This window comes from Pseudomonas sp. EA_15y_Pfl1_P101 (genome assembly GCF_963970835.1).
Taxonomy (GTDB): domain Bacteria; phylum Pseudomonadota; class Gammaproteobacteria; order Pseudomonadales; family Pseudomonadaceae; genus Aquipseudomonas; species Aquipseudomonas tritici.
Genome location: NZ_CAXAPA010000015.1, coordinates 52,450 through 78,936 on the forward strand (window position 1 = coordinate 52,450; position 26,487 = coordinate 78,936).

Genomic DNA, 26,487 nt, shown 5'->3' on the forward strand with positions numbered 1-26,487 from the left:
CTGGGCCGCCGCCTTCGCGAGCAAGCCCTCAACTACACCACAAGGTTATCAGCCCGCCCCCGGCACATTCGGCCAAAGATCCGCCACCAGAAACAGCCGCTCAGCCTCTTCCCAATCCTGACCCGCCTGAACCAGCCGTACTAATAGCTGCGCTGGAGCCATCGGATCCAGGTCCGCCAGCCAACCCTGCATCTGCTCCTCACTCCATACCTCATCCGCTGGGTAATGCGCCGGCGCCAGCCATGCATGCCGGGGCAGGGGTTGCCAGCGGCCGGGGGCGCTGGCGCTGACAAATGCCCGCCAGTCGCGCTGATGCAACCAGCGCCCACGCAAATGCTGCGGGTGGGCACCCACGGGTGCCTGCGCTTCACCGGGCCAGGGATACAGCAAATACCCGCCCAGCCACAAATGCGCATCGAACTGCTGGATATCCAGCGCCGCCAACACCTCGCGGCTCTCCGCCCGCGCCGAGATTGGCAATTGGTGCTGGGCCAGATGCGCCAGCTTGCGGTCCAGCCGATCATGACAACCCGGCCCCAGCCACTGCGCCGTGTCCTGGCCGTCGCCGTCCTGCGGCCCCAGATAGAGTTTGATCGCCAGTTCCAAGTGATGCACGCCATCGCGGTCGCGCAGCAACATATCCAGCTCGCCGAGGGTATGCCCGGCGCGGCGGATCGGCAGGTTGGCGGCCAGCAACTCCACGCCCGGCGCATGCTGCACGGCGAACTGCCATAACCGCTCGTAATAAAGCCCAAGACGACGGGTACGGGCCAGGCTCAGCCAGTGTTGCAAGGGGCTGCTGTCGTGATCGAGTGCACGTAGCCATTGTTCGAGCAGGTGTGGCGCTTGCACCCAATCACTCCCGGCCAACGGGTGGCGTTGCGGCCACGGCGTCTGCGCCAGCATTGGCGGGGCGAGCATCACCCACGCCAAGTCGCGCACTTCAGGGTGGCGCAGCTGGCGGGGCAGGGTCTGCAGATCCGGGAACACAGTCATGGTCCGAGCATAGCCTTTTAACGGGGGCTCAGGTGGCTGAGAACCGTTGTCATCAAGGGTTCATGGCGACAAAGGATTTTGCCTGGGGCAGCCTTTCGCCCATAATCGTTCTTTTTGCCCCACCCCAAATCCCGCAGGAGCCCCATGGAGCAATTTCGCAATATCGGCATTATCGGTCGCCTGGGCAGTACCCAGGTGTTGGACACCGTCCGCCGGCTGAAAAAATTCCTGCTGGAACGCCACCTGCACGTGATCCTCGAAGACACCATCGCCGAAATCCTCCCAGGCCATGGCCTGCAAACCTCGTCGCGCAAGATGCTCGGCGAAGTCTGCGACATGGTTATCGTGGTTGGCGGCGACGGCAGCCTGCTCGGCGCCGCCCGGGCCCTGGCGCGGCATAACGTGCCGGTACTGGGGATCAACCGGGGTAGCCTGGGGTTCCTCACCGATATCCGCCCCGATGAGCTGGAAGTCGAAGTGGCCAAGGTGCTCGACGGCCATTACCTGGTGGAAAACCGCTTCCTGCTGCAGGCCGAAGTGCGCCGCCACGGCGAAGCCATCGGCCAGGGCGACGCCTTGAATGACGTGGTGCTGCACCCCGGCAAGTCCACGCGAATGATCGAGTTCGAACTCTATATAGACGGCCAGTTCGTGTGCAGCCAGAAGGCCGACGGCCTGATCGTCGCCACGCCGACCGGCTCCACCGCCTACGCGCTGTCGGCGGGTGGCCCGATCATGCATCCCAAGCTGGATGCCATTGTGATCGTGCCGATGTATCCCCATATGTTGTCCAGCAGGCCCATCGTGGTCGACGGCAACAGTGAGCTGAAAATCGTGGTGTCCAAAGACATGCAGATCTACCCGCAGGTGTCCTGTGACGGTCAGAACCATTTCACCTGCGCGCCCGGTGACACCATCACCGTGAGCAAGAAGGCACAGAAGTTGCGGTTGATCCACCCGCTGGACCACAACTACTACGAAGTGTGCCGCACCAAGTTGGGCTGGGGCAGCCGCTTGGGGGGTGGAGGCGACTGATGCTCGATCCCGCGCGTAGCTACGACCTGATTGGTGACGTGCACGGTTGCGCTCATACCCTTGAGCACTTGCTCGAGCGGCTGGGGTACCACAAGCAGGGCGGCACCTGGCGTCATCCTTCGCGTATGGCGGTGTTCCTCGGCGATATCATCGACCGTGGCCCTCGTATCCGCGAGGCGTTACATATCGTCCACGACATGGCCGAGGCTGGCCAGGCGCTGTGCATCATGGGCAACCACGAATTCAACGCACTGGGCTGGAGCACGCCAGCACCGCCGGGCAGCGGCAAGCAGTTCGTGCGTGAGCGCAACCCACGGCACGCGCGGTTGATCCACGAGACGCTGACCCAGTTCGAACACCACCCGGCCGACTGGCACGACTTCCTCGGCTGGTTCTATGACATGCCGCTGTTTGTCGACGCCGGGCGTTTCCGGGTGGTCCACGCGTGCTGGGATGACGGGTTTATCGAGCCACTGCGCGCGACCTTCCCGGACGGCTGCATCGACCAGCACTTCCTGCAGGCCGCCGCCGTCCCAGGCAGTTTTGCCTGCAATGCGTTTGACCGCCTGCTGCGCGGCACCGACATGCGCCTGCCGGATGGCCTGACGCTGACCGGTGGCGACGGCCTGACGCGCTCGTTTTTCCGCACCAAGTTCTGGGAAGACGACCCCAAGACCTACGGCGACATCGTGTTCCAGCCCGACGCACTGCCGGAGCCGGTGGCGCGCACGCCGTTGTCGTCCACTGAAAAGAATTCCCTGCTGCGCTACGGCGTCGACGAGCCTTTGCTGTTCGTCGGCCATTACTGGCGCAGCGGCAAACCGGCGCCGATCCGCGACAACCTGGCCTGCCTGGACTACAGCGCGGTGCTGTACGGCAAGTTGGTGGCGTACCGCCTGGATCAGGAACCCCGCCTGGATCCGAGTAAATTTGTATGGGTCGACGTTGAGCGGCCCGAGGTCATCACATGAGTACTGTGGCTGTATTGCGCCTGCCGCTGGGCGTCGACTTGGGTGGCTTCGTGAAGCTGCTGCAACGCATGCAAGTGCCCCATCGCATCAGCGAGGAATCGGGCGAGCAAGTGTTATGGGTGCCCGAGACCATCAGCGACGATGTGCGCGTGCTGTATCAGCGCTTTCCTGCGGGTGATCCGGACCAGCAACTGGATATTCCTGAGCAAGCGCCGGTCAAGCGCCCGGGTTTTGTCGAGCAACTGCGGCATAGCCCTGTGACGGCGTTGGTGCTGCTGGCGAGCATCATCGTTGGCGCGGTGACCTTGCTTGGCGAAAACCTGCAGGCCATGAGCTGGCTGACGTTCCTGCCGTTTCGCATTCTCGGTGAGTACATCCAGTTCACGCCGCTGGCCGATACACTGGCCTCGGGCCAATGGTGGCGGTTGGTTACGCCGATGCTGATCCACTTCGGCATCCTGCACCTGGCCATGAATGGCATGTGGTACTGGGAGCTGGGCCGGCGCATCGAAGCGCGCCAGGGCAGTATCAACCTGCTGGGGCTGACGCTCTTGTTCAGCCTGGTCTCCAACTACGCTCAATACGCCTACGGCGGCCCCGGGCTGTTTGGCGGTTTGTCCGGCGTGTTATATGGCCTGCTTGGGCATTGCTGGATTTTTCAACTGCTGTCGCCGAACCCGGCTTATCGCCTGCCCCGTGGGGTGCTGGCGATGATGCTGATTTGGCTGGTGCTCTGTATGTCGGGGCTGATCTCGATGATCGGCTTCGGCGAAATCGCCAACGCTGCCCATGTCGGCGGCCTGGTTATCGGTTGCTTGACCGGCTTGCTGGGCGGGTTGTACAGCCGCCGCAAATCGTCTATTTGATAAGGAAGAGCCTCATGTCCTCTTTTGCTGAAATGATTGAAAACATCACCCCGGACATCTACGAGAGCCTCAAGCTCGCCGTGGAAATCGGCAAGTGGTCCGATGGGCGCAAACTGTCCCCTGAACAGCGCGAGCTGTCTCTGCAAGCCGTGATCGCCTGGGAACTCCAGAACTTGCCGGAAGACCAGCGCACCGGCTACATGGGGCCGCAGGAATGCGCGTCCAAGTCCGCGCCGGTGCCGAACATCCTGTTCAAGTCGGATGCGATCCATTGATTGAAATTGGTCGTGGTGCAGTCAGCAAGATGTCGGCGCAACTCGGTGAGCCGACCGTTCAATACGCGTTTCGCCTTGGCGATGCCGAGGTGCCGGTTAATCCGTTGATCGGCACGCACATTCGCCTGGAATACCTCGGTGCCATCCATTGCAGCCATTGCGGCCGCAAGACCAAGACCAGCTTCAGCCAGGGGTATTGCTACCCGTGCATGACCAAGCTGGCCCAGTGTGACCTGTGCATCATGAGCCCCGAGCGTTGCCATTACGACGCCGGCACCTGCCGCGACCCAGGCTGGGGCGAGCAATTCTGCATGACCGACCACGTGGTCTACCTGGCGAATTCGTCGGGGATCAAGGTCGGCATCACCCGTGCCACTCAACTGCCGACGCGCTGGCTGGACCAGGGCGCGAGCCAGGCGCTGCCGATCATGCGCGTGGCGACCCGCCAGCAATCCGGTTTCGTCGAGGACGTGCTGCGTAGCCAAGTGGCCGACAAGACTAACTGGCGCGCGCTGCTCAAAGGCGATGCGCAGCCTGTCGACCTCAAGCACGTGCGTGATGAACTGTTCGCCTCCTGCGCCGAGGGCCTGCTGAGTTTGCAGGAACGCTTTGGGCTGCAGGCCATCCAAACGATTGCCGACATCGAACCGATCGAAATCCGCTACCCGGTCGAGCAGTATCCGACCAAGATCGTCAGCTTCAACTTGGACAAGAACCCGATTGCCGAAGGCACGTTGCTGGGGATCAAGGGCCAATACCTGATCTTCGACACCGGCGTAATCAACATTCGCAAGTACACGGCCTATCAGCTCGCCGTGCATCAGTAAAAAGGATGCCACCCATGCGCACCGAACAACCGAAGATGATTTACCTGAAGGACTATCAGGCGCCGGACTACCTGATTGACGAGACGCACCTGACCTTCGAGTTGTTCGAGGACCACAGTCTGGTCCATGCGCAACTGGTGATGCGCCGCAACCCGGAGCGCGGCGCAGGTTTGCCGCCGCTGGTGCTGGATGGCCAGCAGCTGGAGCTGTTGAGCGTGAACCTCGCCGATCAGGCGTTGACAGCCGATGAATATCAGCTAACCGACAGCCACCTGACGGTGCATCCGCAGAGTGCGACGTTTACCCTGGATACCACGGTAAAAATCCACCCGGAAACCAACACCGCCCTGGAAGGCTTGTACAAGTCCGGCAGTATGTTCTGCACTCAGTGCGAGGCCGAAGGCTTCCGCAAGATCACTTACTACCTTGACCGCCCGGACGTGATGAGCACATTCACCACCACGGTGATCGCCGAGCAACACCGCTATCCGATCCTGCTGTCCAACGGCAACCCGATCGCCAGCGGCCCCGGCGAAGACGGCCGCCACTGGGCGACCTGGGAAGACCCGTTCAAGAAGCCTGCCTACCTGTTCGCCTTGGTAGCGGGTGATTTGTGGTGTGTTGAAGACACCTTCACCACCATGACTGACCGCACTGTGGCGCTGCGCATCTATGTCGAGCCGGAAAACATCGACAAGTGCCAGCACGCCATGACCAGCCTGAAAAAATCCATGCGCTGGGACGAAGAAACCTACGGCCGTGAGTACGACCTCGACATCTTCATGATTGTCGCGGTGAACGACTTCAACATGGGCGCCATGGAAAACAAAGGCCTGAATATCTTCAACTCCAGCGCCGTGCTGGCCCGCGCCGAAACCGCCACCGACGCCGCCCACCAGCGCGTGGAAGCGATCGTTGCCCACGAATATTTCCACAACTGGTCGGGCAACCGCGTGACCTGCCGCGACTGGTTCCAGCTGTCGCTGAAGGAGGGTTTCACGGTGTTCCGTGATTCGGGCTTCTCGGCTGATATGAACTCGGCCACGGTCAAGCGCATCCAGGATGTGGCGTACCTGCGTACCCACCAGTTCGCCGAAGACGCCGGCCCCATGGCTCACGCCGTGCGCCCGGACAGCTTTATCGAAATCTCCAACTTCTACACCCTAACGGTGTACGAAAAGGGCTCGGAAGTGGTCGGTATGATCCACACCTTGCTCGGCGCTGAAGGCTTCCGTAAAGGCAGCGACCTGTACTTCGAACGGCATGACGGCCAGGCCGTGACCTGCGACGACTTCATCAAGGCCATGGAAGATGCCAACGGCGCCGACCTGACTCAGTTCAAACGCTGGTACAGCCAGGCCGGCACGCCACGTTTGGCGGTGAGCGAGTCCTACGACGCAGCGGCCAAAACCTACAGCCTGACCTTCCGCCAGAGCTGCCCGGAAACCCCGGACAAGGTAGAGAAACTGCCGTTCGTGATCCCGGTGGAATTGGGCTTGCTGGACGCGAAGGGCGCGGGTATCGCCTTGCGCCTGGCCGGCGAAGCGGTTGCGGGCGGCACGTCGCGTGTGATCTCGGTGACCGAGGCCGAGCAGACCTTCACCTTCATTGATATCGCCGAGCAGCCTTTGCCTTCGCTGCTGCGCGGTTTCTCGGCGCCGGTGAAGCTGAGCTTCCCGTACAACCGCGATCAACTGATGTTCCTGATGCAGCATGACAGCGATGGCTTCAATCGTTGGGATGCCGGTCAGCAGCTGTCGGTGCAGGTGTTGCAGGCGCTGGTTGGTCAGCATCAACAAGGCCAGGCCTTGAAGATGGATCAGCGGTTGATCACCGCGCTGCGCAGCGTGTTGAGCGACGAACGCCTGGACCAGGCAATGGTTGCGGAGATGCTATCGTTGCCGGGTGAAGCCTACCTGGCCGAAATCAGCGAAGTGGCGGATGTGGATGCCATCCACGCCGCCCGTGAGTTTGCGCGCAAGCAACTGGCCGACAACCTGCATGAAGAACTGTGGCTGCGCTACCAGGCCAATCGCGAGCTGTCCAAGCAAACGCCGTATGTTGCTGCCGCTGAGCATTTTGCCCGTCGTGCGTTGCAGAACATCGCGCTGTCGTACCTGATGCTTAGCGGCAAGCCGGAAGTCCTGGCCGCGACGCTTGAACAGTTCGACAGCAGCGACAACATGACCGAGCGCCTGACCGCACTGGCAGTGTTAGTGAATTCGCCGTTCCAAGTGGAGAAGGCGCAGGCGCTGGCCGTGTTTGCCGACAACTTCAAAGACAACCCGCTGGTCATGGACCAGTGGTTCAGCGTTCAGGCCGGCAGCACCTTGCCGGGCGGGCTGGCGCGGGTCAAAGCGTTGATGGAACACCCAGCGTTCACGTTGAAGAACCCGAACAAGGTGCGCGCCTTGATCGGCGCCTTTGCCGGGCAGAACCTGATCAACTTCCACGCAGCGGACGGCTCGGGTTATCGCTTCCTGGCGGACCTGGTGATCGAGCTCAATGCCTTCAACCCGCAGATCGCTTCGCGCCAATTGGCGCCACTGACCCGTTGGCGTAAATACGACAGCGCGCGTCAGGCGCTGATGAAAGCGGAGCTGGAGCGCATTCGAGCGTCCGGCGAACTGTCGAGCGATGTGTTCGAGGTGGTCAGCAAGAGCCTCGCCTGAGTCACTACGCTGCAGTAAAAAACGGCCTGTCGGGCCGTTTTTTTACGGCTGTAGCTTTCTCCGTAGGCCATAATGCCGGGCATGACTTCTGACTCACCGCTCGCTGCCTACCAATACGCCATTGCTCAACAGGGCTTCGTTGCCGACGACGCCCAGCGTCGCGCGGTGGATGCGTTACAAGCCTGCCATGAAGCCTTGCATCAAGGTCGCGCGCCGATCACCGGCGTGTACCTGTGGGGGCCTGTGGGCCGTGGCAAGACCTGGCTCATGGATCAGTTCTACCAAAGCCTGCGGGTGCCCGCGCGGCGCCAGCATTTTCACCACTTCATGGGGTGGGTGCATCAGCGTCTGTTCCAACTGACGGGCACCCACGACCCTTTGCAGGCGCTGGCCCGGGAGCTCAGCCAGGAAGTGCGCGTGTTGTGCTTCGATGAACTGTTCGTCAATGACATTGGTGACGCGATCATCCTCGGTCGCCTGTTTCAGGTGATGTTCGAGGACGGCGTGGTAATGGTCTGCACCTCTAACCAACCGCCTGACCAGTTGTATGCCGATGGCTTCAACCGTGAGCGGTTTTTGCCCGGCATTGCGGCGATAGAGCAGCATTTGCAAGTGGTGGCGGTGGATGGCGCTGAGGATCATCGCTTGCACCCTGGCGCCGGCCTTCAGCGCTATTGGGTGAATCAACCCGATGCGTTGGCAGCTGTGTTCAAGCAATTGGCCGAAGACCAGGCAGTGAGCAGCGGGCCGATTCCCGTCGGGCATCGTTCTATTCTGGCTGTCCAGTCCTGTGAAACAGTGCTTTGGTGCCGTTATGCCGATCTCTGTGAGCAGCCGCTGGCCGCGATGGACTTCATGCTGATGTGCGATCGTTTCAATGCCATCCTGTTGAGCGAAGTCCCTAATCTCAGCGCGCAACAGCGCCCGGGCCGCATAGCCCGTGGCACCGAAGACGGCGCCCAGCGTGTGGTGGCCGGTGATCGCGAATTGCCGCAGTTGTCGGTGCACGACGATAGCGTGCGTCGGTTCATTGCATTGGTGGACGAATGCTACGACCGCAAGGTGCCGTTGTTCATCGAGGCTCAGGTGCCCCTCGAATGTCTCTATACCGAGGGTTACCTGGCGTTTCCTTTCCGCCGCACCCTGAGCCGTTTGCAGGAAATGCAGTTGCAGCGTTATGGCTCAAGCGTGTGCGAAAAGATCAGGAAATGAAAGATTCGCGCTTTTTTACCGGCACAACCTTCGCGTTTTCAAACGCATATTTGTAGTTAATCTCCTTCAGCAGGTGGTGATTCCACGTTTACAATTGGCCTCTCAAAGGGAACCGAATCCCTTGTTGCCGTTATCGAGGAAGGAAATGGACACCCCTGACATCCTGGTGCTGCAAGCCAGCTACACGAACGCCGTGCATGCCGAAGCCATCGCGCTGGTGCTCAACCATTACGCCGAAGACGCGATGGGGGGCGGGCACAGCCTGGACCCGGATTTGCTAGCGCAACTGCCGAGCGAATTAGCCAAGCGTGCGCACGCGTTCAGCGTGTTGGCGTTTGTGAATGGAGAGCCGGCGGGGTTGGTGAATTGTTTTGAAGGTTTCTCGACCTTCGCCTGTCGCCCATTGGTCAACGTCCATGACGTGGCGGTAATGGATCGGTTCCGTGGCTTGGGCTTGAGTCAGAAAATGCTGCAGAAGGTTGAGGAAATCGCCCGCCAACGCGGTTGCTGCAAGATTACTTTGGAAGTGCTTGAGGGCAATGAAGTAGCGAAGGCCGCATACCGCAAGTTCGGGTTTGACGGCGCTAAATTTGATCCCGCTTATGGCGCCATGTTGTTTTGGAATAAGCCGCTGTAAAAAATAGTGTTATGACGGGCAATAAAAAAGGCGCCATTACATGGCGCCAAGTTAATCTTTGTCAACGGAGCGGAATGACAAATAGTATGACGGTACATCAACTTTTTGGTTGCTGTGTTTCATCGGTTTTCGAGTTTTTAACCTCGCTGGAGGCAGTTTCCTCGGCTGGGCCGTTCATCTTGTCCTGCATGAAATTAAAGTTAGCGTAAAACTCTTTAGAGCGCTCTGAGCCGCCTTCGGCGAAGGCAGCGGCGGAAGTCAAGGTCATTAAGCCAGCCAGCATCAGCGTCGAGATTTTCATTGTCAGTATTCCCAAAAAGTGTGATCGGTGTCTGTTCTCTTAGATCAGACTCGTGGGGCAGATTATGTGCAGGGTGGATTAAGCGAAGCTTAATTGGATAGGCGTCAACCTTAACGATTTTGTTAAGGTTGGCGGTCATATAAGCTGTAGCTTAAAGCGTCCAATCCAGCGCAAGCGTGATAGCGCGCGGGTCGCCCCAATAAACGCCGTTATAGAAGCCGACGCGTTCGTAATATTTTTTATCAAATAGATTATTGACGTTGATCGACGCCGAAACGTGTTCGTCGAACTGGTAGCGGGACATCAGGTTGACCACTGCGTAGGCCTGCTGGGTGATTTTCGCCCGTTCGGTGACCCGCTGATTACCGACACGTTGGCCTGTAGGCCTGTCGCTGAACTCATAGATATCGCTCTGCCAGTTCACGGCACCACCCACCGTCAGGTTTCGCCACGTCCCCGGCAAACGGTAGGCGCTGGACACCTTCAGCAAATTCAATGGCTGCCCGGTGTTGTTGCGCTTGTCCGAGCCATTAACGGAGTGGGTGTAGGTGTAGCCCGCCGTCAGGTTCCAGTCCGGCATCACTTCGCCGGCAACCTCCAATTCGAAGCCGTTGACCTTGTTACCTTTGCCGCCGGACTTGTAGTACTCCTCACCCGTGGTCGGGTTAGGCAGGGCCGATTCATCCCGCTCAGCGACGTTGTCCTGTGTGCTCCAGAAGTACGCGGCTGCCACATTCAAGCGCTCTTTCAGCAAACTTCCCTTGAGACCCACCTCATAGTGGCTGCCCACCACCGGTTCCAGGTACTTGCGGTTGACGTCCTTGAGGCTTTGCGGTTTGAAGATGTCGGTGTAGCTGGCGTAGACGGTGTATTCCGGCGTGATGTCGTAGAGCAGGCCGGCGTAAGGCGTCAACAGGTCGTTGTGGGTCTGGCGAGTCTTGTTGGCCGCGATCAACTGGTCATCGTCACCGTATTCGGGCGTCGCGCTCTCCAACGCCCAACTGCCATAGCGGCTGCCCAGTACGGCGTGCAAGCGCTCGGTGAGGCTCAAGCGCGTGGCCAAGTAGCCGGCTTTCTGTTGCTTGCTGCTGTGTTCACCCTTGAGGTCGGTAACGGTGTCGCCGAACGTGCCAATCCCGCCCATGTATTTCCAGTCTTCGATCGTGTAGTAGCCACCCGGTATGCTGCTGCGCATCACAGGGGACACGTCGCGCTGCGTGGCCTCGCCATAACCCATCATCAGTGCATGCTCGCGGCCCAGCAACGCGTAGCTGCCGGCAAGGTTGAGGTCCACAGCTTCCATTCTTGAGGTGCCACGCATGTGGCTGGCCCAGGCGGTCATGCCGCTGCGGTCGTCATTGGGGAAACCCGCGCCACCGTAGTACACCTTGCCATCCGTGTCGCTCTGGCGATGGGTATAGGCGGCCTTTAAATGCCAGTCACCGCCCAGCCGATGATCGAGGCTGGCGAAGGTTGTCTTGTCGGTCAGCGGCCAGGAACTCCAGTGCGCCGCCATATTGGTCGAGCGCGACAACCCGGCCTTGCCACCCTGGCTATTCCAGTAAGGCACGGTGCCCCAGGACGTGCCTTGCACTTGCTTGTTCTGGTAATCAAAACCTACGGCCAGCACGGTTTCGTCTGATAAATCTGCTTCAAGAATGCCGTAGCCAACCGACCGTTGCAGCCCGTAGTTATCACGCAAGGATTGGCTGTCGCGGTAGGCCAGCACCGTGCGCCCGCGCAGCTTGCCGTCGAACGCCAGCGGCCCGCCCACATCCATGTAGCTGTAGTAGTTGTCGTAGCTGCCGGCTCTTACCCCGGTTTGCGCCTGCCATTGAGCGGTAGGGCGCTTGCGCACCATATTGACCGTGGCGGAGGGGTCGCCGGCGCCGGTGGTCAAGCCGGTAGCGCCACGAACCACCTCAATGTGGTCGTAGATGATGGTGTCGGCATCGGATTTCATGTAGCCAAAGGTGTTGAGCATCCCATCAATCTGGTAGTTGCTGATGCCATAACCACGCGAGGAGTAGGAGACACGGTCGGAATCGTTGTGCTGAACGTTGACCCCCGTGGTCTGGCGCAGCACCTCTGTCAACGTATTGAGATTGAAATCATCCATCTGCTGGCGAGTGATCACCGAGATCGACTGCGGGGTTTCCTTGACGGACAGGTCAAGGCGGGTGGCGGTACTCATCGAACCGGTCGTGTAGGCGCCCGTGTGTTCAGTGGTGGCGCCAAGGCTCTCGGCGGTGATGCTCGTGGCGCCCAGTTCGAACGTTTTCTGTTCGGGGTCGGTTTCAGCCAACAGATCCGGGCTCGCGACCACGCTGAAGAGGCCGAGGGTGAAGGTCATGGAACGGGTTAGAGGCGCAAACATCGCAGAAGACTCCTTGTCGTCTTTTTGGCCTTTCCGGTCGGGAAAGGCCATGGTTCAAAGACGAAAAGAGCGGGCGAACTTTAGGCTTAAGCGAGAATGATTGTTATTTTTGTGTTACGGCGCCGGTTGTTCCTGGAGCACCACGTCAGTCGGGCTCACCTTTTTCGGCTTGATCAGGCTGAAGTCGATCAGGGGTTTTTGTTGGCGTAGGTATGGGTTACCTATCATCTGTGGGCGCGCCGTGAAGCGGTCGCTCACCAGGCTTTTCGTAAGGTCCAACTCGCTGAAACTCAGGCCGGCGAGGTCGGCCCACGTATGAATCAGCTGTGAGCTGCTGTAAGGCCGTTGCAAGTCGCCTGCAAAGCTCCAGTCATGGCTTTCACGCCATTTTGGCGAGGCGTAGGCCATGAACGGAACGGTGTACATCGGCGCCGTCGGCTTGCTTTCGTTGCGTCCCAGCGTGCTGTGGCCCGCCGAGTCGAACACGTCTTCGCCGTGGTCCGATAAGTACAGCAGGAAACCGTTTGGATCGGTCTTGGCGTAGTCTTTGATCAGGCTCGACACCACGAAGTCGTTGTACAGCACGGCATTGTCGTAGCTGTTGTAAGTCGGCAATTGATCGTCACTCACGCCTGCCGGCACGCCCTGGCGGCCGGTGAATTTATCGAAGGTCTGCGGGTAGCGATACTGGTAGCTCATGTGGGTGCCCAACAGGTGCACCACGATGAACTTACGCTCGGCCGGGTCGGCCAGGGCCTTGGAAAACGGCGCCAGTACGTCGCCGTCGTATTGACGGGCGTTCTGGTTGCGGTTGTTGTTCAGGTACACCTGCTCGTCGGCCTGTTCGGAAAAGGTCGTGAGCATGGTGTTGCGCTTCGTCATGGTCTGTTGGTTGGTGATCCAGTAGGTCTTGTAGCCGGCCTGTTTCATCACGCTGACAATGGATGGCGTCTTGAGGTACAGGTCCGGGTTCTCTTCGTCAGCGAAGGTCAATACCTGTTGCAGCGCTTCGATGGTGTAGGGGCGCGGGGTGATGACGTTGTCGAACACCGCCAGTTGGTCGCGCAGTTTGTCCAGCTCCGGCGTGGTGTTACGCGGGTAGCCGTAGAGGCTCATGCGCTGACGGTTGGTGGACTCGCCGATCACCAGTACCAGGGTTGAGGGCTGGCCGGCCATGCTGTCCTTGAGGTTTGTCAGAGGCGGGATCTGGCTGGCGCTGTCGAGCATGCCTTGCATGTTGTCCAACTGCTCGGTGTAACGGTGGTAGGCGACGATCATCTGCCACGGCACCGCAGGTTCGATGCGCGATTCAAAGCGGTCGATGGCATCGTCCATCGTGTCGCTGCGGGCGATCTGCTTGACCAGCGGGTAACCAATGACGCCCACCAGGATCGCCGTCGCTGCGAGCAGCGCCTGGCCACGTGGCAGATACACCGGGCGGACGCGGGTCCATAGGAAAATGGCCGCGGCGGTGTGGGCGATGAACGCCAGCACGATCCACCAGGCGAAATATTGGGTGGCGTATTCACCGGCTTCAGAGATGTTCGACTCGAACATGATGAAGATGACGCTTTGAGAAAATTCCTGCTGGTAGATGAAGAAATAGCCCAGGCTGGCCATGGAGCAGGCCCACAGGACTACGCCGATCAAGGCGGCGAACAAGCGCGTACGGCGGGGGAATATCAGCAGTGGCGCCAGCCAGATCGCACTCATGAAGAACGCTTGGCGAAAACCACTGAAACCAGAGGTGCCACTGAGCTGAATCAGCAGTTGGGTAATACCCGAGAAGTACCAGAAAAACAGGAATAGCCAGCCAAGACCGGCCCAATCAAAGCTTTTCGCAGACTTCGTGCTGCGTTCGAACATCGCCATCCAGCGCTCCAACCCGATAATTTTTCAGTCGACGCGCAGGGCTGCGCGCAACAGAGGCCACCCTTGCATGGGGTGGCCCTTCGGGCGGGAGTATCGGGAGGGAGGTGTGAAAACGTTGTAAGATTTTTGTAGACGTAATCTTACAACGTGATAACGGGGCTCAGCAGAGCGCTGGCTGGGCGCCGGAAGGCTGATCCAACTGGGCCTGGATGATGTGCGAACGCAGGCGTATGACTTCCTGCTGCAGTTGTTCGCGTTCGTCTTTCAACTGGCGCAGCTCGTCGCGTCGAATGGTGACGTAGAGGGTCTGTGGCGGACGGTTCATCTGTGCAGTGCTCATTGCTTACCTCGCAAATAGCCAGTGTGTCGCGGTGTGCCAGAACGCTTGAGTCGAGGTTCTCGGCAGCAGTCAGGACGATTCTGAATTCTTTTTGCGAGCAATGGAACTTTTTTATTTTTGAAGGTCATGTGACTTTTTGTGCAGTGATGCCGAAGTGGTGGCAAATTTTTCTCATGAAACTACAGGTATCCGCGCTGGACTAACCCTCATTAGCCTCATTGCGCTATAAACTATGTCACACATTTTTTAGTAGTTAGGAGCATCAGCACATGCAACTGGGGATTATTGGACTAGGCCGCATGGGCGGGAATATTGCACGGCGCCTGATGCTCAATGGGCATACCACCGTTGTTTACGACCGTAACGAAGCATTTGTCAAAGGCTTGAGCGAAGAGGGCGCCACTGGCGTTGCCGGCCTCAAGGCCCTGGTTGCCGGGCTGCAAAAGCCACGCACCGTGTGGGTGATGTTACCGGCAGGCGCGCCGACCGAAGACACCATCAACGAATTGAGCACACTGCTGGAAGACGGCGATGCAATCATCGACGGCGGCAACACCAACTATAAGGACGACGTTCGCCGGGCCAAGGCACTGGCGGAGAAAGGCCTGCACTATGTCGACGTCGGTACTTCCGGCGGCGTCTGGGGCCTGGAACGTGGCTACTGCATGATGATCGGTGGGGATGCCGGGACCGTGCAGCGCCTTGATCCTATCTTCAAGAGCCTGGCCCCGGGCCAGGGCAACATTGCGCGCACCAAGGACCGTTCTGCCAGCGCTGACCCTCGCGCCGAGCAGGGCTATATCCACGCGGGCCCTGCGGGTTCCGGGCATTTCGTCAAGATGATCCACAACGGCATCGAATACGGGATGATGCAGGCGTTCGCCGAGGGTTTTGACATCCTCAAGACCAAGAATTCGGAAAACCTGCCGGAAGACCAGCGTTTCGACCTGAACGTTGCCGATATTGCCGAAGTCTGGCGCCGTGGCAGTGTGGTGTCGTCCTGGCTGCTGGACCTGACCGCCGACGCCTTGGCCACCGACCCGAAACTCGACGGTTACTCCGGTTCCGTTGCCGACAGTGGCGAAGGCCGCTGGACCATCGAAGCCGCCATGGAACAAGCCGTGCCGGTGCCCGTACTGTCCACCTCGCTGTTCGCCCGCTTCCGCTCGCGTCAGCAGAGCACGTACGGTGACAAAATGCTCTCTGCCATGCGCTTCGGCTTTGGTGGTCACGTGGAGACTTCCAAAAAATGACCGCCAACGGCAAAAAAACCAAGGCCGAACCCGCACCACCGACCACCTTGTTTCTGTTTGGCGCCCATGGCGACCTGGTCAAGCGCCTGCTCATGCCGGCGCTGTACAACCTCAGTCGTGATGGGCTGCTGGGCGATGGCTTGCGCATCGTCGGCGTTGATCACAACGCCATCAGCGACGCCGATTTCGCGAAGAAACTCGAAGACTTCATTCGCACCGAAGCGGCGAGCAAGGTCAAGGGTAATGCGGATAACGCCCTGGACCCACAATTATGGGCGCAGTTGGCCAAGGGCATCAGCTACGTCGAAGGTGATTTCCTCGACGACAGCACCTACGCCGACATTGGCAAGAAGATCGCCGAAAGCGGCACTGGCAACGCGGTGTTTTACCTGGCCACCGCACCGCGCTTTTTCAGCGACGTGGTGCAGCGCCTGGGCAGTGCTGGCCTGCTGACGGAAACCGATGACAGCTTCCGTCGCGTGGTGATCGAAAAACCTTTCGGTTCCGACCTGGCCACCGCCGAAGCGCTGAATGCCAGCCTGCTCAAGGTGATGAGCGAGAAGCAGATCTATCGCATCGACCATTACCTGGGCAAGGAGACGGTGCAGAACATCCTGATCAGCCGTTTCTCCAACGTGCTGTTCGAAGCGTTCTGGAACAACCATTACATCGACCACGTGCAAATCACCGCCGCCGAAACTGTCGGCGTTGAAACCCGTGGCAATTTCTTCGAGAAGACCGGCACCCTGCGCGACATGGTGCCCAATCACTTGTTCCAACTGCTGGCGATGGTGGCGATGGAGCCACCTGCCGCCTTTGGTGCCGACGCCGTGCGCGGTGAAAAAGCCAAGGTGATTGGCGCCGTACGCCCGTGGTCCCTGGAAGATGCGCGGACCAACTCGGTACGCGGGCAGTACACCGCCGGTGAAATCGGCGGGAAGCCACTGCCGGGTTACCGCGAAGAAGCCAACGTTGCACCTGACAGCAGCACTGAGACCTTCGTCGCCCTCAAGGTGATGATCGACAACTGGCGCTGGGTCGGCGTGCCGTTCTACCTTCGCACTGGCAAGCGCATGAGCGTGCGCGACACCGAAATCGTGATCTGCTTCAAGCCGGCACCCTATGCACAGTTTCGCGATACCGAAGTCGATGAGATCAAGCCCACCTACCTGAAAATCCAGATCCAGCCGAATGAAGGCATGTGGTTCGACCTGCTGGCGAAAAAGCCCGGGCCGACCCTGGACATGGCCAAAATTCAGCTGGGTTTTGCCTACAAGGACTTCTTCGAGATGCAGCCCTCGACCGGGTACGAAACCCTGATCTACGACTGCATGACCGGCGACCAGACTTTGTTCCAGCGTGCGGATAACATCGAAAACGGCTGGCGCGCCGTGCAGCCCTTCCTCGATGCATGGCAGGAAGATGACGGGATCCAGGCCTATAAGTCGGGTGAGGATGGGCCTGCAGCCGCCGATGCGTTGCTGGCCCGTGATGGCCGTGCCTGGCACAGCCTCGGATGAGTGATGCAGCGATTCATCCCATCCGTTTTATCCTCAGTGATGTGGACGGCACGTTGTTGCATCCTGATCACAGCCTCAGCCAGCGCACTGCCGACGCTGTGCGCGCCTTGCGCGACAGTGGGGTGTTTTTCAGCCTGGCCAGCGGGCGACCGCCCAAGGCCATGCTGCACCTGATCGAAACCTTCGGCATCGATGTGCCGGTGGCCGGCTTTAACGGTGGCACGCTGATCAACCCGGATGGCAGCATCCTGGTCGCCCACCATCTTCCGGCAGAAGCGGCGCTGGTGACCCTGGCGCTGTTTTCAGCGGAGCCGGAGGTGGAAGTGTGGGTGTTCGCCGATGGCGATTGGCTGCGCCGTGACCCGCCAGGGCCGATGCAGCAGCGCGAAACCGATGGCCTGGGATACGGGCCGGTAGTGGTGGAGAGTTTTGAGCCGTACCTGGACCGGATCGACAAGATTGTCGCTGCCAGCCACAACACGCAATTGCTGGTGGAGCTGGAAGCGCAGCTGCAGCCCAAGGTGCAGGGGGCAGCCCAAGTGTCACGCTCGCAACCGGTGTACCTGGATGTCACTGCGATGTTGGCCAATAAGGGCGAGGCCTTGAAAACCTTGGCGGCGCACCTTGGGGTCCCCTTGGAGCAGACGGCGGCCATCGGTGATGGTGGCAATGACCCGGCGATGTTTCATGTGGCCGGGTTATCGATTGCCATGGGGCAGGCTGAAGAAACCGTCAAGCGCCAGGCCAGTGTGGTCACTGGCAGCAATCTCGAAGACGGCGCTGCCGAAGCGATTGAGCGGTTTATTCTCGCGAAGCGATAAGCGGTTTTCGCTCTAACACTGAACGTGCGCTCATTTAAAACGATGAGCGCAAGTTACAGCGCTGGATTACTTCGGCATGGCCCAGGATTGCAACTGGTGGCCATCTTTATCGAGCTCGGCACGGGCTTGCAACAGCAAGTTTTCCAACTGCATCGGGTCGGTATAGGCACTTGACGACAGTTGTTTGCTGCCGATGCGGGTATTGGTGCGGTCGATGACGCTCAGGCTCAGGGCGCCGTTGCCATCGTGCCAGGCCACGCACTGAAAGGGTTGGAAGGCACGGTCTGCGATCAAAAGAGCTTCGTTGATGCGGAGCGGGGCGTTCATGTGGGTTCTCTCTCATTGCCCATTCAAGTGAGTGCCGGCGGTTGGGCTGACCGTGCGGCGGGTTATTTGTACTGATGCACGATGGCCGGGTACGGGTCACACATTAAAACAACTATTTTCAAAATTTAGTGATTAACGTCATGTAAGCGGCTGTTTTGAAAGCGGATTGAACGTTTCAGCGTCGCGTAACTTTTAACGGCGCGAAGTTGGGGGATGGCTTTTTGCCCAGGCTTATAGCGAAACGGTACAAGGACTGCGTCAAGATCTTGCTAGGGTTGGCAACAGATGTTCCAAACTGTTGTTTCTAAATAAATTTACCAATTTTGACGCCAAGGAACAGTCATGGGTGGCCCGCCCGTTCAACGTCGATTGCTAGTAGTTGATCCTTGTGATGAGTGCCACGGGCTGTTGCCCGGTTTGCGCGCGGCGGGGTGGGACGTCGACAGTTGCAGCTTGGACGCGGTGGGCGACCGATCCTGCGACGTCGGCCTGCTGCGTTTGCAGCCCGCTCACCTGGAACGACCCGAAGCCGTCAAAGAGCTGATCGGCCGCAGTGGGACCGAGTGGATCGCCGTGCTCGACCAGGATGTGCTGCGGCTGCAGAACTTCGGTGACTTCGTCTGCGAATGGTTCTTTGACTTTCATACCTTGCCTTTCGACGTCGCTCGCGTACAGGTGACCCTGGGCCGTGCTTTTGGCATGGCGCGGTTGCGGGGCAAGGGCCATACCTCGGTGGATGAGCCCGAGCACGAATTGCTCGGTGACAGCCGGCCCATTCGCGAACTGCGCAGATTATTGTCGAAGCTGGCGCCCACCGAATCTCCCGTGTTGATTCGTGGCGACAGCGGCACCGGCAAAGAGCTGGTGGCCAAGACGTTGCATCGACAATCGCAGCGGCATGACAAGCCGTTTGTGGCGATCAACTGCGGTGCGATCCCTGAACACTTGATTCAATCCGAATTGTTCGGCCATGAAAAAGGTGCGTTCACCGGCGCCCATCAGCGCAAGGTCGGGCGAATCGAGGCGGCCAACGGCGGCACGTTGTTCCTGGATGAAATCGGTGATCTGCCGATGGAGCTGCAAGCCAATCTTTTGCGATTTCTCCAGGAAAAGCAGATCGAGCGGGTTGGCGGCAGCCAGCCGATCCCGGTGGATGTGCGGGTATTGGCCGCCACCCACGTCGACCTGGAAGCCGCCGTTGAGAAAGGGACCTTCCGCGAAGACTTGTATTACCGCCTTAATGTCCTGCAAGTGGTGACCGCACCATTGCGCGACCGCCATGGCGACGTCGCGATGCTGGCCAACCACTTTTCACGTTTCTACAGTCAGGAAACCGGTCGTCGCCCGCGTAGTTTCAGTGATGACGCCCTCGTCGCGATGGGCGAGCACGCTTGGCCTGGAAACGTGCGCGAGTTGGCCAACCGCGTGCGCCGCGGGCTGGTGCTCGCCGAAGGACGCCAGATCGAAGCCGTTGATCTGGGCTTGCACGGCCTGCAGGCAATTTCGCCGCCCATGGCTACACTGGAAGACTATAAGCACCGCGCCGAACGCCAGGCGCTGCGCGACGTGCTCAATCGGCACAGCGACAACTTGAGTGTGGCGGCCCGTGTACTGGGCGTTTCCCGGCCCACGTTCTACCGGTTGCTGCACAAACACCAGATCCGCTAGGGCGGGTAAACCGAAAAGCCCCGCAACGACCCTTATCGTTGCGGGGCTTTTCCTTGTGCGCTGCGTGCAGCGTATTTACTTGGGCTGCTTGGTGTCAGAAGTAGTACGGGAATTTCAGGCTAAACGTAAAGTCTGGCGCATCGTCCGTCATGCCGATCGCCAGGTTAGGCACGATTGTCAGGTTTTGCGTCGCCGCAATCGTCATGCCCACGTTGAAGTAACCCGCGTTGGCGTCGCTGGACGTCACCGACTGCCAGTCCCCACCGTTAGGCTTGAGCTTGCTCTTGCGCTGGATCAGGTCGGACACCGAGAACGACATGCTCATCTTCTCGTTCAGCGCGAAGGCCACGCCGAGGCCAAGTTGGAAGCTGTCGCCCAGGCTGACCTTGCCGCCGACCTTCTGGTTGACGTCACTGCTTATATCGTCAAACGACTCCTCGAAGTTATGTGTATAGGACAGCGAGCCAAACAGCACGGCTGGGTCGAAAGTCTTGACCAGCGAGATACCCGGCGTGATCGACCATACACCGTTACCCGTCGGCAGGTTTTCCGGCACATACAGGTTGTCGTTGGCGGTAGACCGCACCAGCTTGATGCCAAACGGTTCTTTGCCCGTAGGCGCTTTGACGCGCACCGACACTACCGCATCCGGCAGGGTCGGGGTTTCATCGAGGAACTTGTAGGCCACGCCGAAGTTGACGTCGCCGATGGTTGGGTCGCGGCTCACCGACTCTTCCGAGGTGGCGTTGGCGTTGTTGCCGGCACCGCCGGACTGGTAGGTCGATTCGCGGTACACCACCGGCACGTTCACGTCGAACTGCCAACGGTTGTCGACGTTGTAGCGGCCAGTCAGGTCCAGGGTCCAGTTATCCGACTTGATCCGGTCCAGGTTGATATTGCCCAGGAAGATCGAGTCCAGCGCCAGGAAGCCGTTGAGCGTGAGTTGGCGAGCGTCGTAGCGCGCATAGGTCACACCGGTTTCAAAGCTGAACTTGCCATTGCCAAAAAAGCCGCTGGCCTCGTTGTAGAGGTTGCTTACGCTTTGCGCAGGCGCTGAATCGTCCTTGAGCGACTGACCGTAGGAACTGCCACCGCCTCCCGCACCGCCTGATGCTGCTGCCGCGCCGGTACCGGCCACCGTTGTGCCGCTGGCTTTCTGGAAGTCTGCCGGGGATTTGGCCAGGCGTTTGGGCGCCGGTGTGGCCGGTTGATCCTCGACTTGACGAACCCGCTGCTCCAACACCGCCAAGGCTTTTTGTTGTACTTCGTACCGCTGCTTGAGTTCCAGAAGTTCCTGCTTGAGGGCTTCGATATCGGCGTCTGGCGCGGCATACAACATGGATGCAGGCAAGAGCGTACTTAAACAAACCACCGCACGTAGCGATAACGATCGATGCATGAAATAAGCCGTCCTTTTCTAATGCGAAAGTGTCGAGGGTCAGCGTAGTTCAATAACCTAGCGTGCGTAGGCCTTTGAGTGGGTCCAGATTGCAGTTCAATGCCGGGTTGGTCAGGCCGTTGTTCATCACCACATTGAGCTGCGTCATGTTAGTGACGACGTTTCTATCGCCGGTTAATACCGTGCCTTGGAGCACTTGCCCGCCACCGATCTGCTGGCGGCTGTTGCCCTGGTTATGATTGCCTTGGATCGCCATCTGCAAGCCGCCATTGTTGGCCGACACGCTCACACGGCCGGCCGCGCTGTCGCCGCTGACTGTGCCACCCGCCACCAGCACATGCCCTGATTGCACGATGCTGGAGGGGGCGAAGCCATTCTCTGTGACGTTGATACCGACATTGTTGTAGGCAGTGTTGCCATCGCCGGCGGTGCGTACGCTTTGGGTCACGCCCGTGCCAGTGCCCAGGCCTGCGCCCCCGACCACGTTACCGGTACCGGTATTCTGGTGGGTGCCCGTGCCAGCCGAGCCGGTGGTCTGCACGTAAAACTGCGGGGTGATGGTGGACGAGTCGACTTGCATGCTGGCCTTGCCGGTGATGGTGTCGCCTATGGCATTGGTCCAGGTGCTGCTCATGACAATACCGAAACTGATAATCCGCCCCGGCATCACATACCGGCCGCGCAGTTCGGCCATTTCCGAATCCTTGAGCTCAATCGGCTTGAACCCCGATGAAGCATAAGCGGGCATTGAGGCTGCCAGGCACAAGACCGTCAGCCAACGGGAAGTGTTCATCTCTTGCTCCTGGAGCGTCCTGCTCCTTTTTGCGCTTCTTAGAAGAAGTCGCTCTGGATGAAACCGAAGTCCATCAACTCGGCATCGCCTACGGGCGTGAACTCATTCAACTGGTTCTTGGCGGTCAGTGGCGTGGGCGGGTCAAGCAAGGCGTTGGCCTTGTCGTAGCCTTCACCCAGCACGGCGAAGACGATGCCATTCCAGCCTTTGACGAAGTCGTCGTGCGAATAGCGCTTGTGGCCCAGCACCGGGTCACCGACATAGACCCACTCCTTGTCCGCGCGCTGCAACACCACGAAGTGCTTGTAGCCACGAATTTCCAGCAACACCACCACGGGGATCTTCACGGTCGCCAGGGTATCTGGCCCGATTTTGTAGCCCCGGGCACGCATGCCGATGCTTTCGAGGTAGCGCTTCATGTCCAGCATGGAAAAGCCCTGGGTACGTACCAGGTCCTGGTCTGCATTGAGCAGCATGCCTTTGATGACGTGGTCTTCGTCTACGTCGAGCCAGTAGCCCTGGCGCAGGATGGTGGCCAGTGCCGCAGCACCGCAGCTGAAATCGGTTTTCTGTTCCACCAGGTTGGCGAACCGGCGTTCACGGATACTCTCGACCTTCTTGTAGATGACTGCACCACCAGGCATGGCGGAGATCGCCATGGTGCCTGCCCAGGTAGGGCCGGTAAGCAGCATCAAGAGGCTGAGGGTCGCGAGGCGCATGATCGTATGACCTGCTGGGCACTGTAATAAAAAGGGCCTTGTTGCCAAGGCCCCGTTGGATCAGAAGCGCACGCCGCTGGCGCAGACGCTGCAACCTTGGCTGATCGACAGGCTGCCGCTGGCTTGGTTGCCGGAGCCGGACTGCAAGTTCACAATTGTGCTGCCGCTGTTGCGGTTAACTGCGTTGTCGAGGCTGGAGTTGTTCGACACGTATTGAGGTTTGCTGTAGTGGCCATTCCCGCTGGCGGCCGCGTTGAGGTAGCTGTTACCGAGCGAGTTTTGCTCGGTGTTGGCCGCCGCTGCGATATTTTTACCGTCAGCAGTGGTGATTGCCAGGTTGCCCTTGGCCTGGTTGCCTTGACCGGCTTGACCGTTATAAATCGTGCTACCGGAGTTGCCGTTAACCGCGTTATCCAGGGATGCGTTGTTTTGGGTACCTTTGTTGACATAATTGTTCAGCACGCTGTTTTGATTCACATCGGCCACGGCAAACACGGTTGCAAAGTCGCCCTTGGCGCTGGAGATGGCGCCTGAACCGTCTGCCTGGTTTCCGGTGCCTGACTGATTGTTAACAATGGTGCTACCACTGTTGCCGTTTACCGAGCCATCAGCAGAGGCGTTGTTTTCGGTGTTGGTGTCATCGAACTTGTTGCCCGCGCTGTTCTGCACATCCGTAACCACGGAGGCGACCACGCCGGTTGGTTGAGGCGCAGGGTGCCAGCCACCCCCTGCTTGAGCGGCAGCAGCCATGAGCGCGGCGAGAGCGAAAACCATTGGTTTCAGAGCCATTTGAGGTTTCATGGTGTTTCTCCTTGCTTCTAATTAGTGGGTTAAGTGTTGGTACGGTCTAACGTGTGCTACCAAGCTGTTACTTGATAGTGATGCCCAGGGTGTTAGCCACTCGGTTCCCCACCCCTGCACTCTGGTTCACCTGAATCACTCCTCGGCTGCCGGTGAAGGCCTGGTCGCTTGTCACGACCTGGCGGCTGCCAGTGGTGGGGGTGAGCCCTGAGTCGGTTGCCAGCGTCGTCGTGTTCTGTTGCAACAGGACGCTGTCGTCGATGCTTTGCGGGCCAGGGTTGAGGCTGATCCGCACGGCATTGATTGATTGGTTATTGGCCCCGGCGGACTGGTTGATGCCCACCATGCCGTTGCCATTGGTAAAAGAGGCGCCTTCGATCGAGGCCTTCGCGTTGAGAGAGGGATCGACGTTGCCGTTCATGTTCTGGGTATTGCGGGTGGTGGCCTGCCCACCGAGCGTGACGGCGCGGTTATTGGCCATTTGTTGCTGGTTGCCGGCCGCCTGATTGATCATCACGTTGCCGTCGTAGTCTTTGCCGCTGTTGTTAATCACGGCGGTGTTGTCGGCCATGGCCGCCGTGCTGCTCAGCAGGGCGAGAAGCAGCAGGGAACGTTTCATTATTTGCCCCCCATCATGCTGCCGAGGTTGTTCAGGGGGGCCATGCCACGTTGGATTGAATCGCTGATCTGCCCGCCCATGGAGGCGCCTGCACCATGGCTGACGGCTGCGCCGGAACCGAGTGTCGACACGCTGCCTTGGGTGTTAGTCAAACCAGGGATGTTGCCGTTTGGGATGATGGCGCGGGTGATGCTTGAGCCGCTGCTGATGCCAGCGATGTCCATGTCACTGAGTTCGCCGGTGGACCCTAGGATCTCGCGGCTCGGATTGGCATTGGCGGTGGTGGGGTAGGGGTCTTTGCCGAATGCAGATCGACCGTACATGTGCCCCTGTACGTCTCGGCCAGTCACGATAACGCCGTCACCCGCATAGCTCGGAACACTGAGGCCGACACTGAGTGCACAGCTGATCAGCAACACGTTCATCGAACCTTGAGTGCATGTATTCACGGCGGCATTCCTTATTCTTCGCGCTGACCCTAAACAGCGCTGTAAGGGATAGAGCAGAAGCCGTGCCGCTTTTTATTTGGCCTTGGTATTCAATGTGTTACGGGCATTGATGGGCAAAGTGATGGCATCGCTGTTTCAATCCTGAAACAGTACCCTGCCCAAACCCACAGACTTAGCCACTGCACAAACGCTTCACTCGCTGTATCAGCGCTGTAACAACACGCGTGACAAAACGGTGAATGCGCTGAGCACGGGCGATTCAAGGCCGGGGAGTGTTAAAAAAATGGACACTTGTGGCGCGACATCGCCCGTGCAAGGAGGCAGGGTGTCAGCCTTTAGGTGTTTTACGCGGAATAGAATTAAGTACGGGGTTGCCGTCCTGGTTCTGGGTCAGGTATACCGGCAAAACCTTGGGCAGGGAGGGAATGAGGTTGTTGACCTCATCGATGTTGTAGATACCACCGATGCGTATCGCTCCGGTCGTGGCGTCGGCCAGCATCACCGGCTTGCTCAGGTAGCGGTTGATCAGCGGCAACGCGTCGGCCAGGGCCAGGTTGTCGAGGACCAGCTTGCCCTGGCGCCAGGCCAGCGCGGTGTCATTCGGGTTGATCGTGCGCACGCGTGGCGTGGCATCACCCTGCTGGTAGCTGGCTTGCATGCCGGGTGTCAGGGGCACGCTCCCGTGGACCTGGTCGCTGGCAATCTGAACCGAGCCTTCAAGCAACATCACCCGTACCTGGTCTTCATATTTCCAGACGTTGAACTGGGTGCCCGTCACACGTACCTGACCACTGCCTGCGTGCACAATGAACGGATGGGCGCTGTCATGGCTGACCTTGAAGAACGCCTCGCCTTTTTTCAGCGTGACCCGACGCTGGTCCTTGTAGTTGCTGTAGACCAGTTCGGTGCCCAGGTTGAGTTCTACCTGGCTGCCATCGTCGAGGATGACCTGGCGCAGGCCATTAGCGGCATCAAAGCGCTCATAGGAACTGGGCAACCAACCGGCTTCCCAGCCAGTGAAGGCGGCCAGGGGCAGGGCGCCCAGGCAGATCGCCGCAGCCACCGCGTAGATGCGCGACCGGCTGCGGGGCTTGAACGGCACCTCTGTCGGTGTGGTGTTTTGGCGTGGCAGATGGTCCGCAACGTCCCAGATCTCCAGCATTGCCGCGTATTCGAAGGCGTGCAGCGGGTGCGAATCGTGCCATTGGGCAAAAGCTTGACGTTCACTCGCGGTGCAATCACCCGCGTGCAGGCGCATGCACCAATGCGCGGCGGCGTCGGTGATGGCGTCATATTCGGCTTCTGAAATGGACTTTTCGCTCATTAACTCATCCTGATTTCGTACATTCTAACCTCCCAGGATGGACCGCGAGAACAGCCATCATGGCGATTGCACATCAATTGGAACTTATTCTCGTTTGAAGGCACCTAAGAAATTCAGGACATTTCCCACAATGGAGTACGAAAATGCTGAAGAAAACCTTAGTCGCTCTGTGTGCAACCTCCGCGCTGCTCGGCGCCGGTGCTGCCTTTGCCGATAAGCCGGGCGCGGGCTGGATCCCGATCGAGAAGGCGATTGAAGTTGCCAAGACCAAAGGCGGATACGTCGAGGTGTACGCCGCTGAGGCAGACGACAATGGCTACTGGGAAGTCAAAGGCCGCAAGTCTGACGGTACCGTATATGAAGCCCGCATTGATGGCGCCTCGGGCAACATCCTGCGCGACCAGAAAGACTGA

General features: G+C 59.3%; 26 protein-coding genes. 13 read left to right on the forward strand and 13 right to left on the reverse strand.

All coding sequences use genetic code 11. The features are described 5' to 3' along the window. Positions 1-48 precede the first annotated feature (48 nt). Positions 49-996, reverse strand: coding sequence for a DUF1853 family protein (locus AACY36_RS21915; RefSeq protein ID WP_339497559.1), 948 nt, complete (start codon positions 994-996; stop codon positions 49-51). 144 nt (positions 997-1,140) lie between these two features. Here AACY36_RS21915 and AACY36_RS21920 point away from each other — a divergent pair, with 144 nt between their 5' ends. From AACY36_RS21920 to AACY36_RS21955, 8 genes are all read left to right on the forward strand, one after another. Further along, the gene (locus tag AACY36_RS21920; RefSeq protein WP_003217892.1) at positions 1,141-2,031 is read left to right on the forward strand and encodes an NAD(+) kinase; all 891 of its coding nucleotides are present in this window, start codon (positions 1,141-1,143) and stop codon (positions 2,029-2,031) included. After that, positions 2,031-3,002, forward strand: coding sequence for a metallophosphoesterase (locus AACY36_RS21925; protein WP_339497560.1), 972 nt, complete (start codon positions 2,031-2,033; stop codon positions 3,000-3,002). Before AACY36_RS21920 ends, AACY36_RS21925 begins: the two co-directional genes overlap by 1 nt. Next, on the forward strand, positions 2,999-3,868 hold the full coding sequence (locus AACY36_RS21930; protein ID WP_339438877.1) for a rhomboid family intramembrane serine protease: 870 nt from the start codon (positions 2,999-3,001) through the stop codon (positions 3,866-3,868). The genes AACY36_RS21925 and AACY36_RS21930 overlap by 4 nt, the downstream gene beginning before the upstream one ends. Positions 3,869-3,882: 14 nt before the next feature. Next, positions 3,883-4,143: a YeaC family protein gene (locus tag AACY36_RS21935; RefSeq protein ID WP_339418360.1), complete on the forward strand. Its 261-nt coding sequence runs from the start codon at positions 3,883-3,885 to the stop codon at positions 4,141-4,143. Beyond that, positions 4,140-4,970: a DUF2797 domain-containing protein gene (locus AACY36_RS21940; RefSeq protein ID WP_339418509.1), complete on the forward strand. Its 831-nt coding sequence runs from the start codon at positions 4,140-4,142 to the stop codon at positions 4,968-4,970. Before AACY36_RS21935 ends, AACY36_RS21940 begins: the two co-directional genes overlap by 4 nt. A 14-nt stretch (positions 4,971-4,984) precedes the next feature. Beyond that, the gene (gene pepN, locus AACY36_RS21945; RefSeq protein ID WP_339418362.1) at positions 4,985-7,642 is read left to right on the forward strand and encodes an aminopeptidase N; all 2,658 of its coding nucleotides are present in this window, start codon (positions 4,985-4,987) and stop codon (positions 7,640-7,642) included. 81 nt (positions 7,643-7,723) lie between these two features. After that, positions 7,724-8,854: a cell division protein ZapE gene (gene zapE, locus AACY36_RS21950; RefSeq protein WP_339418363.1), complete on the forward strand. Its 1,131-nt coding sequence runs from the start codon at positions 7,724-7,726 to the stop codon at positions 8,852-8,854. Between the two features lie 145 nt (positions 8,855-8,999). Then, positions 9,000-9,491: a GNAT family N-acetyltransferase gene (locus AACY36_RS21955; protein ID WP_339436730.1), complete on the forward strand. Its 492-nt coding sequence runs from the start codon at positions 9,000-9,002 to the stop codon at positions 9,489-9,491. A gap of 97 nt (positions 9,492-9,588) precedes the next feature. Here AACY36_RS21955 and AACY36_RS21960 read toward each other — a convergent pair whose 3' ends face one another. From AACY36_RS21960 to AACY36_RS21975, 4 genes are all read right to left on the reverse strand, one after another. Then, positions 9,589-9,792, reverse strand: a complete 204-nt coding sequence (locus tag AACY36_RS21960) for a hypothetical protein (protein ID WP_339418366.1) — start codon at positions 9,790-9,792, stop codon at positions 9,589-9,591. Positions 9,793-9,943: 151 nt separating this feature from the next. Further along, entirely contained in the window at positions 9,944-12,169 is a 2,226-nt protein-coding gene (locus tag AACY36_RS21965) for a TonB-dependent siderophore receptor (protein WP_339436728.1), read from the reverse strand. A gap of 114 nt (positions 12,170-12,283) precedes the next feature. Beyond that, complete coding sequence (locus AACY36_RS21970) at positions 12,284-14,041, reverse strand: phosphoethanolamine transferase CptA (protein ID WP_339418370.1); 1,758 nt, start codon at positions 14,039-14,041, stop codon at positions 12,284-12,286. A gap of 160 nt (positions 14,042-14,201) precedes the next feature. Further along, a complete protein-coding gene (locus AACY36_RS21975) occupies positions 14,202-14,381 on the reverse strand; it encodes a DUF6026 family protein (RefSeq protein WP_139113268.1) in 180 nt (59 codons plus the stop codon). 269 nt (positions 14,382-14,650) lie between these two features. On the opposite strand from AACY36_RS21975, the gene gnd reads away from it, so the two are divergent. From gnd to AACY36_RS21990, 3 genes are read left to right on the forward strand one after another with little or no spacing between them, the layout of a single operon-like run. Beyond that, positions 14,651-15,634 (forward strand): phosphogluconate dehydrogenase (NAD(+)-dependent, decarboxylating), encoded by a 984-nt coding sequence (gene gnd / locus AACY36_RS21980; protein WP_339418373.1) that lies wholly within the window; start codon positions 14,651-14,653, stop codon positions 15,632-15,634. Beyond that, positions 15,631-17,154 carry a glucose-6-phosphate dehydrogenase gene (gene zwf, locus AACY36_RS21985; protein ID WP_339497561.1) on the forward strand — a complete coding sequence of 508 codons (1,524 nt, stop codon included), beginning with the start codon at positions 15,631-15,633 and terminating at the stop codon, positions 17,152-17,154. The genes gnd and zwf overlap by 4 nt, the downstream gene beginning before the upstream one ends. Beyond that, a complete protein-coding gene (locus AACY36_RS21990; RefSeq protein WP_339428026.1) occupies positions 17,151-17,975 on the forward strand; it encodes an HAD family hydrolase in 825 nt (274 codons plus the stop codon). Before zwf ends, AACY36_RS21990 begins: the two co-directional genes overlap by 4 nt. A 66-nt stretch (positions 17,976-18,041) precedes the next feature. Here the strand turns inward: AACY36_RS21990 and AACY36_RS21995 are convergent, their stop codons facing one another. Beyond that, positions 18,042-18,302 (reverse strand): hypothetical protein, encoded by a 261-nt coding sequence (locus tag AACY36_RS21995; protein WP_339418378.1) that lies wholly within the window; start codon positions 18,300-18,302, stop codon positions 18,042-18,044. Between the two features lie 342 nt (positions 18,303-18,644). On the opposite strand from AACY36_RS21995, the gene AACY36_RS22000 reads away from it, so the two are divergent. After that, positions 18,645-19,970 (forward strand): sigma-54 dependent transcriptional regulator, encoded by a 1,326-nt coding sequence (locus AACY36_RS22000; protein ID WP_339497563.1) that lies wholly within the window; start codon positions 18,645-18,647, stop codon positions 19,968-19,970. Between the two features lie 94 nt (positions 19,971-20,064). On the opposite strand, the gene AACY36_RS22005 is transcribed toward AACY36_RS22000, so the two are convergent. The 7 genes from AACY36_RS22005 to AACY36_RS22035 all read right to left on the reverse strand — a co-directional run bounded on the left by AACY36_RS22005 (position 20,065) and on the right by AACY36_RS22035 (position 26,074). Next, positions 20,065-21,369, reverse strand: coding sequence for a hypothetical protein (locus AACY36_RS22005; RefSeq protein ID WP_339418380.1), 1,305 nt, complete (start codon positions 21,367-21,369; stop codon positions 20,065-20,067). Positions 21,370-21,418: 49 nt separating this feature from the next. After that, positions 21,419-22,162, reverse strand: coding sequence for a hypothetical protein (locus AACY36_RS22010; RefSeq protein ID WP_339418381.1), 744 nt, complete (start codon positions 22,160-22,162; stop codon positions 21,419-21,421). Between the two features lie 38 nt (positions 22,163-22,200). Further along, positions 22,201-22,881 (reverse strand): C39 family peptidase, encoded by a 681-nt coding sequence (locus tag AACY36_RS22015; protein ID WP_339418383.1) that lies wholly within the window; start codon positions 22,879-22,881, stop codon positions 22,201-22,203. Between the two features lie 60 nt (positions 22,882-22,941). Then, positions 22,942-23,682, reverse strand: coding sequence for a hypothetical protein (locus AACY36_RS22020; protein WP_339418385.1), 741 nt, complete (start codon positions 23,680-23,682; stop codon positions 22,942-22,944). Between the two features lie 67 nt (positions 23,683-23,749). Beyond that, the gene (locus AACY36_RS22025; RefSeq protein WP_339497565.1) at positions 23,750-24,301 is read right to left on the reverse strand and encodes an adhesin; all 552 of its coding nucleotides are present in this window, start codon (positions 24,299-24,301) and stop codon (positions 23,750-23,752) included. Next, a complete protein-coding gene (locus AACY36_RS22030) occupies positions 24,301-24,750 on the reverse strand; it encodes a hypothetical protein (protein WP_339418388.1) in 450 nt (149 codons plus the stop codon). The genes AACY36_RS22025 and AACY36_RS22030 overlap by 1 nt, the downstream gene beginning before the upstream one ends. Before the next feature lie 328 nt (positions 24,751-25,078). After that, on the reverse strand, positions 25,079-26,074 hold the full coding sequence (locus AACY36_RS22035) for a FecR family protein (RefSeq protein WP_339456569.1): 996 nt from the start codon (positions 26,072-26,074) through the stop codon (positions 25,079-25,081). 143 nt (positions 26,075-26,217) lie between these two features. On the opposite strand from AACY36_RS22035, the gene AACY36_RS22040 reads away from it, so the two are divergent. Beyond that, complete coding sequence (locus tag AACY36_RS22040; RefSeq protein WP_339418391.1) at positions 26,218-26,487, forward strand: PepSY domain-containing protein; 270 nt, start codon at positions 26,218-26,220, stop codon at positions 26,485-26,487.

Bases quoted from the DNA above. Each gene is read 5' to 3' on its own strand.
- AACY36_RS21915 (WP_339497559.1), bottom strand. From the start codon at position 996: ATGACTGTGTTCCCGGATCTGCAGACCCTGCCCCGCCAGCTGCGCCAC.
- AACY36_RS21920 (WP_003217892.1), top strand. From the start codon at position 1,141: ATGGAGCAATTTCGCAATATCGGCATTATCGGTCGCCTGGGCAGTACC.
- AACY36_RS21925 (WP_339497560.1), top strand. From the start codon at position 2,031: ATGCTCGATCCCGCGCGTAGCTACGACCTGATTGGTGACGTGCACGGT.
- AACY36_RS21930 (WP_339438877.1), top strand. From the start codon at position 2,999: ATGAGTACTGTGGCTGTATTGCGCCTGCCGCTGGGCGTCGACTTGGGT.
- AACY36_RS21935 (WP_339418360.1), top strand. From the start codon at position 3,883: ATGTCCTCTTTTGCTGAAATGATTGAAAACATCACCCCGGACATCTAC.
- pepN (WP_339418362.1), top strand. From the start codon at position 4,985: ATGCGCACCGAACAACCGAAGATGATTTACCTGAAGGACTATCAGGCG.
- zapE (WP_339418363.1), top strand. From the start codon at position 7,724: ATGACTTCTGACTCACCGCTCGCTGCCTACCAATACGCCATTGCTCAA.
- AACY36_RS21955 (WP_339436730.1), top strand. From the start codon at position 9,000: ATGGACACCCCTGACATCCTGGTGCTGCAAGCCAGCTACACGAACGCC.
- AACY36_RS21960 (WP_339418366.1), bottom strand. From the start codon at position 9,792: ATGAAAATCTCGACGCTGATGCTGGCTGGCTTAATGACCTTGACTTCC.
- AACY36_RS21965 (WP_339436728.1), bottom strand. From the start codon at position 12,169: ATGTTTGCGCCTCTAACCCGTTCCATGACCTTCACCCTCGGCCTCTTC.
- AACY36_RS21970 (WP_339418370.1), bottom strand. From the start codon at position 14,041: ATGGCGATGTTCGAACGCAGCACGAAGTCTGCGAAAAGCTTTGATTGG.
- AACY36_RS21975 (WP_139113268.1), bottom strand. From the start codon at position 14,381: ATGAGCACTGCACAGATGAACCGTCCGCCACAGACCCTCTACGTCACC.
- gnd (WP_339418373.1), top strand. From the start codon at position 14,651: ATGCAACTGGGGATTATTGGACTAGGCCGCATGGGCGGGAATATTGCA.
- zwf (WP_339497561.1), top strand. From the start codon at position 15,631: ATGACCGCCAACGGCAAAAAAACCAAGGCCGAACCCGCACCACCGACC.
- AACY36_RS21990 (WP_339428026.1), top strand. From the start codon at position 17,151: ATGAGTGATGCAGCGATTCATCCCATCCGTTTTATCCTCAGTGATGTG.
- AACY36_RS21995 (WP_339418378.1), bottom strand. From the start codon at position 18,302: ATGAACGCCCCGCTCCGCATCAACGAAGCTCTTTTGATCGCAGACCGT.
- AACY36_RS22000 (WP_339497563.1), top strand. From the start codon at position 18,645: ATGGGTGGCCCGCCCGTTCAACGTCGATTGCTAGTAGTTGATCCTTGT.
- AACY36_RS22005 (WP_339418380.1), bottom strand. From the start codon at position 21,369: ATGCATCGATCGTTATCGCTACGTGCGGTGGTTTGTTTAAGTACGCTC.
- AACY36_RS22010 (WP_339418381.1), bottom strand. From the start codon at position 22,162: ATGAACACTTCCCGTTGGCTGACGGTCTTGTGCCTGGCAGCCTCAATG.
- AACY36_RS22015 (WP_339418383.1), bottom strand. From the start codon at position 22,881: ATGCGCCTCGCGACCCTCAGCCTCTTGATGCTGCTTACCGGCCCTACC.
- AACY36_RS22020 (WP_339418385.1), bottom strand. From the start codon at position 23,682: ATGAAACCTCAAATGGCTCTGAAACCAATGGTTTTCGCTCTCGCCGCG.
- AACY36_RS22025 (WP_339497565.1), bottom strand. From the start codon at position 24,301: ATGAAACGTTCCCTGCTGCTTCTCGCCCTGCTGAGCAGCACGGCGGCC.
- AACY36_RS22035 (WP_339456569.1), bottom strand. From the start codon at position 26,074: ATGAGCGAAAAGTCCATTTCAGAAGCCGAATATGACGCCATCACCGAC.
- AACY36_RS22040 (WP_339418391.1), top strand. From the start codon at position 26,218: ATGCTGAAGAAAACCTTAGTCGCTCTGTGTGCAACCTCCGCGCTGCTC.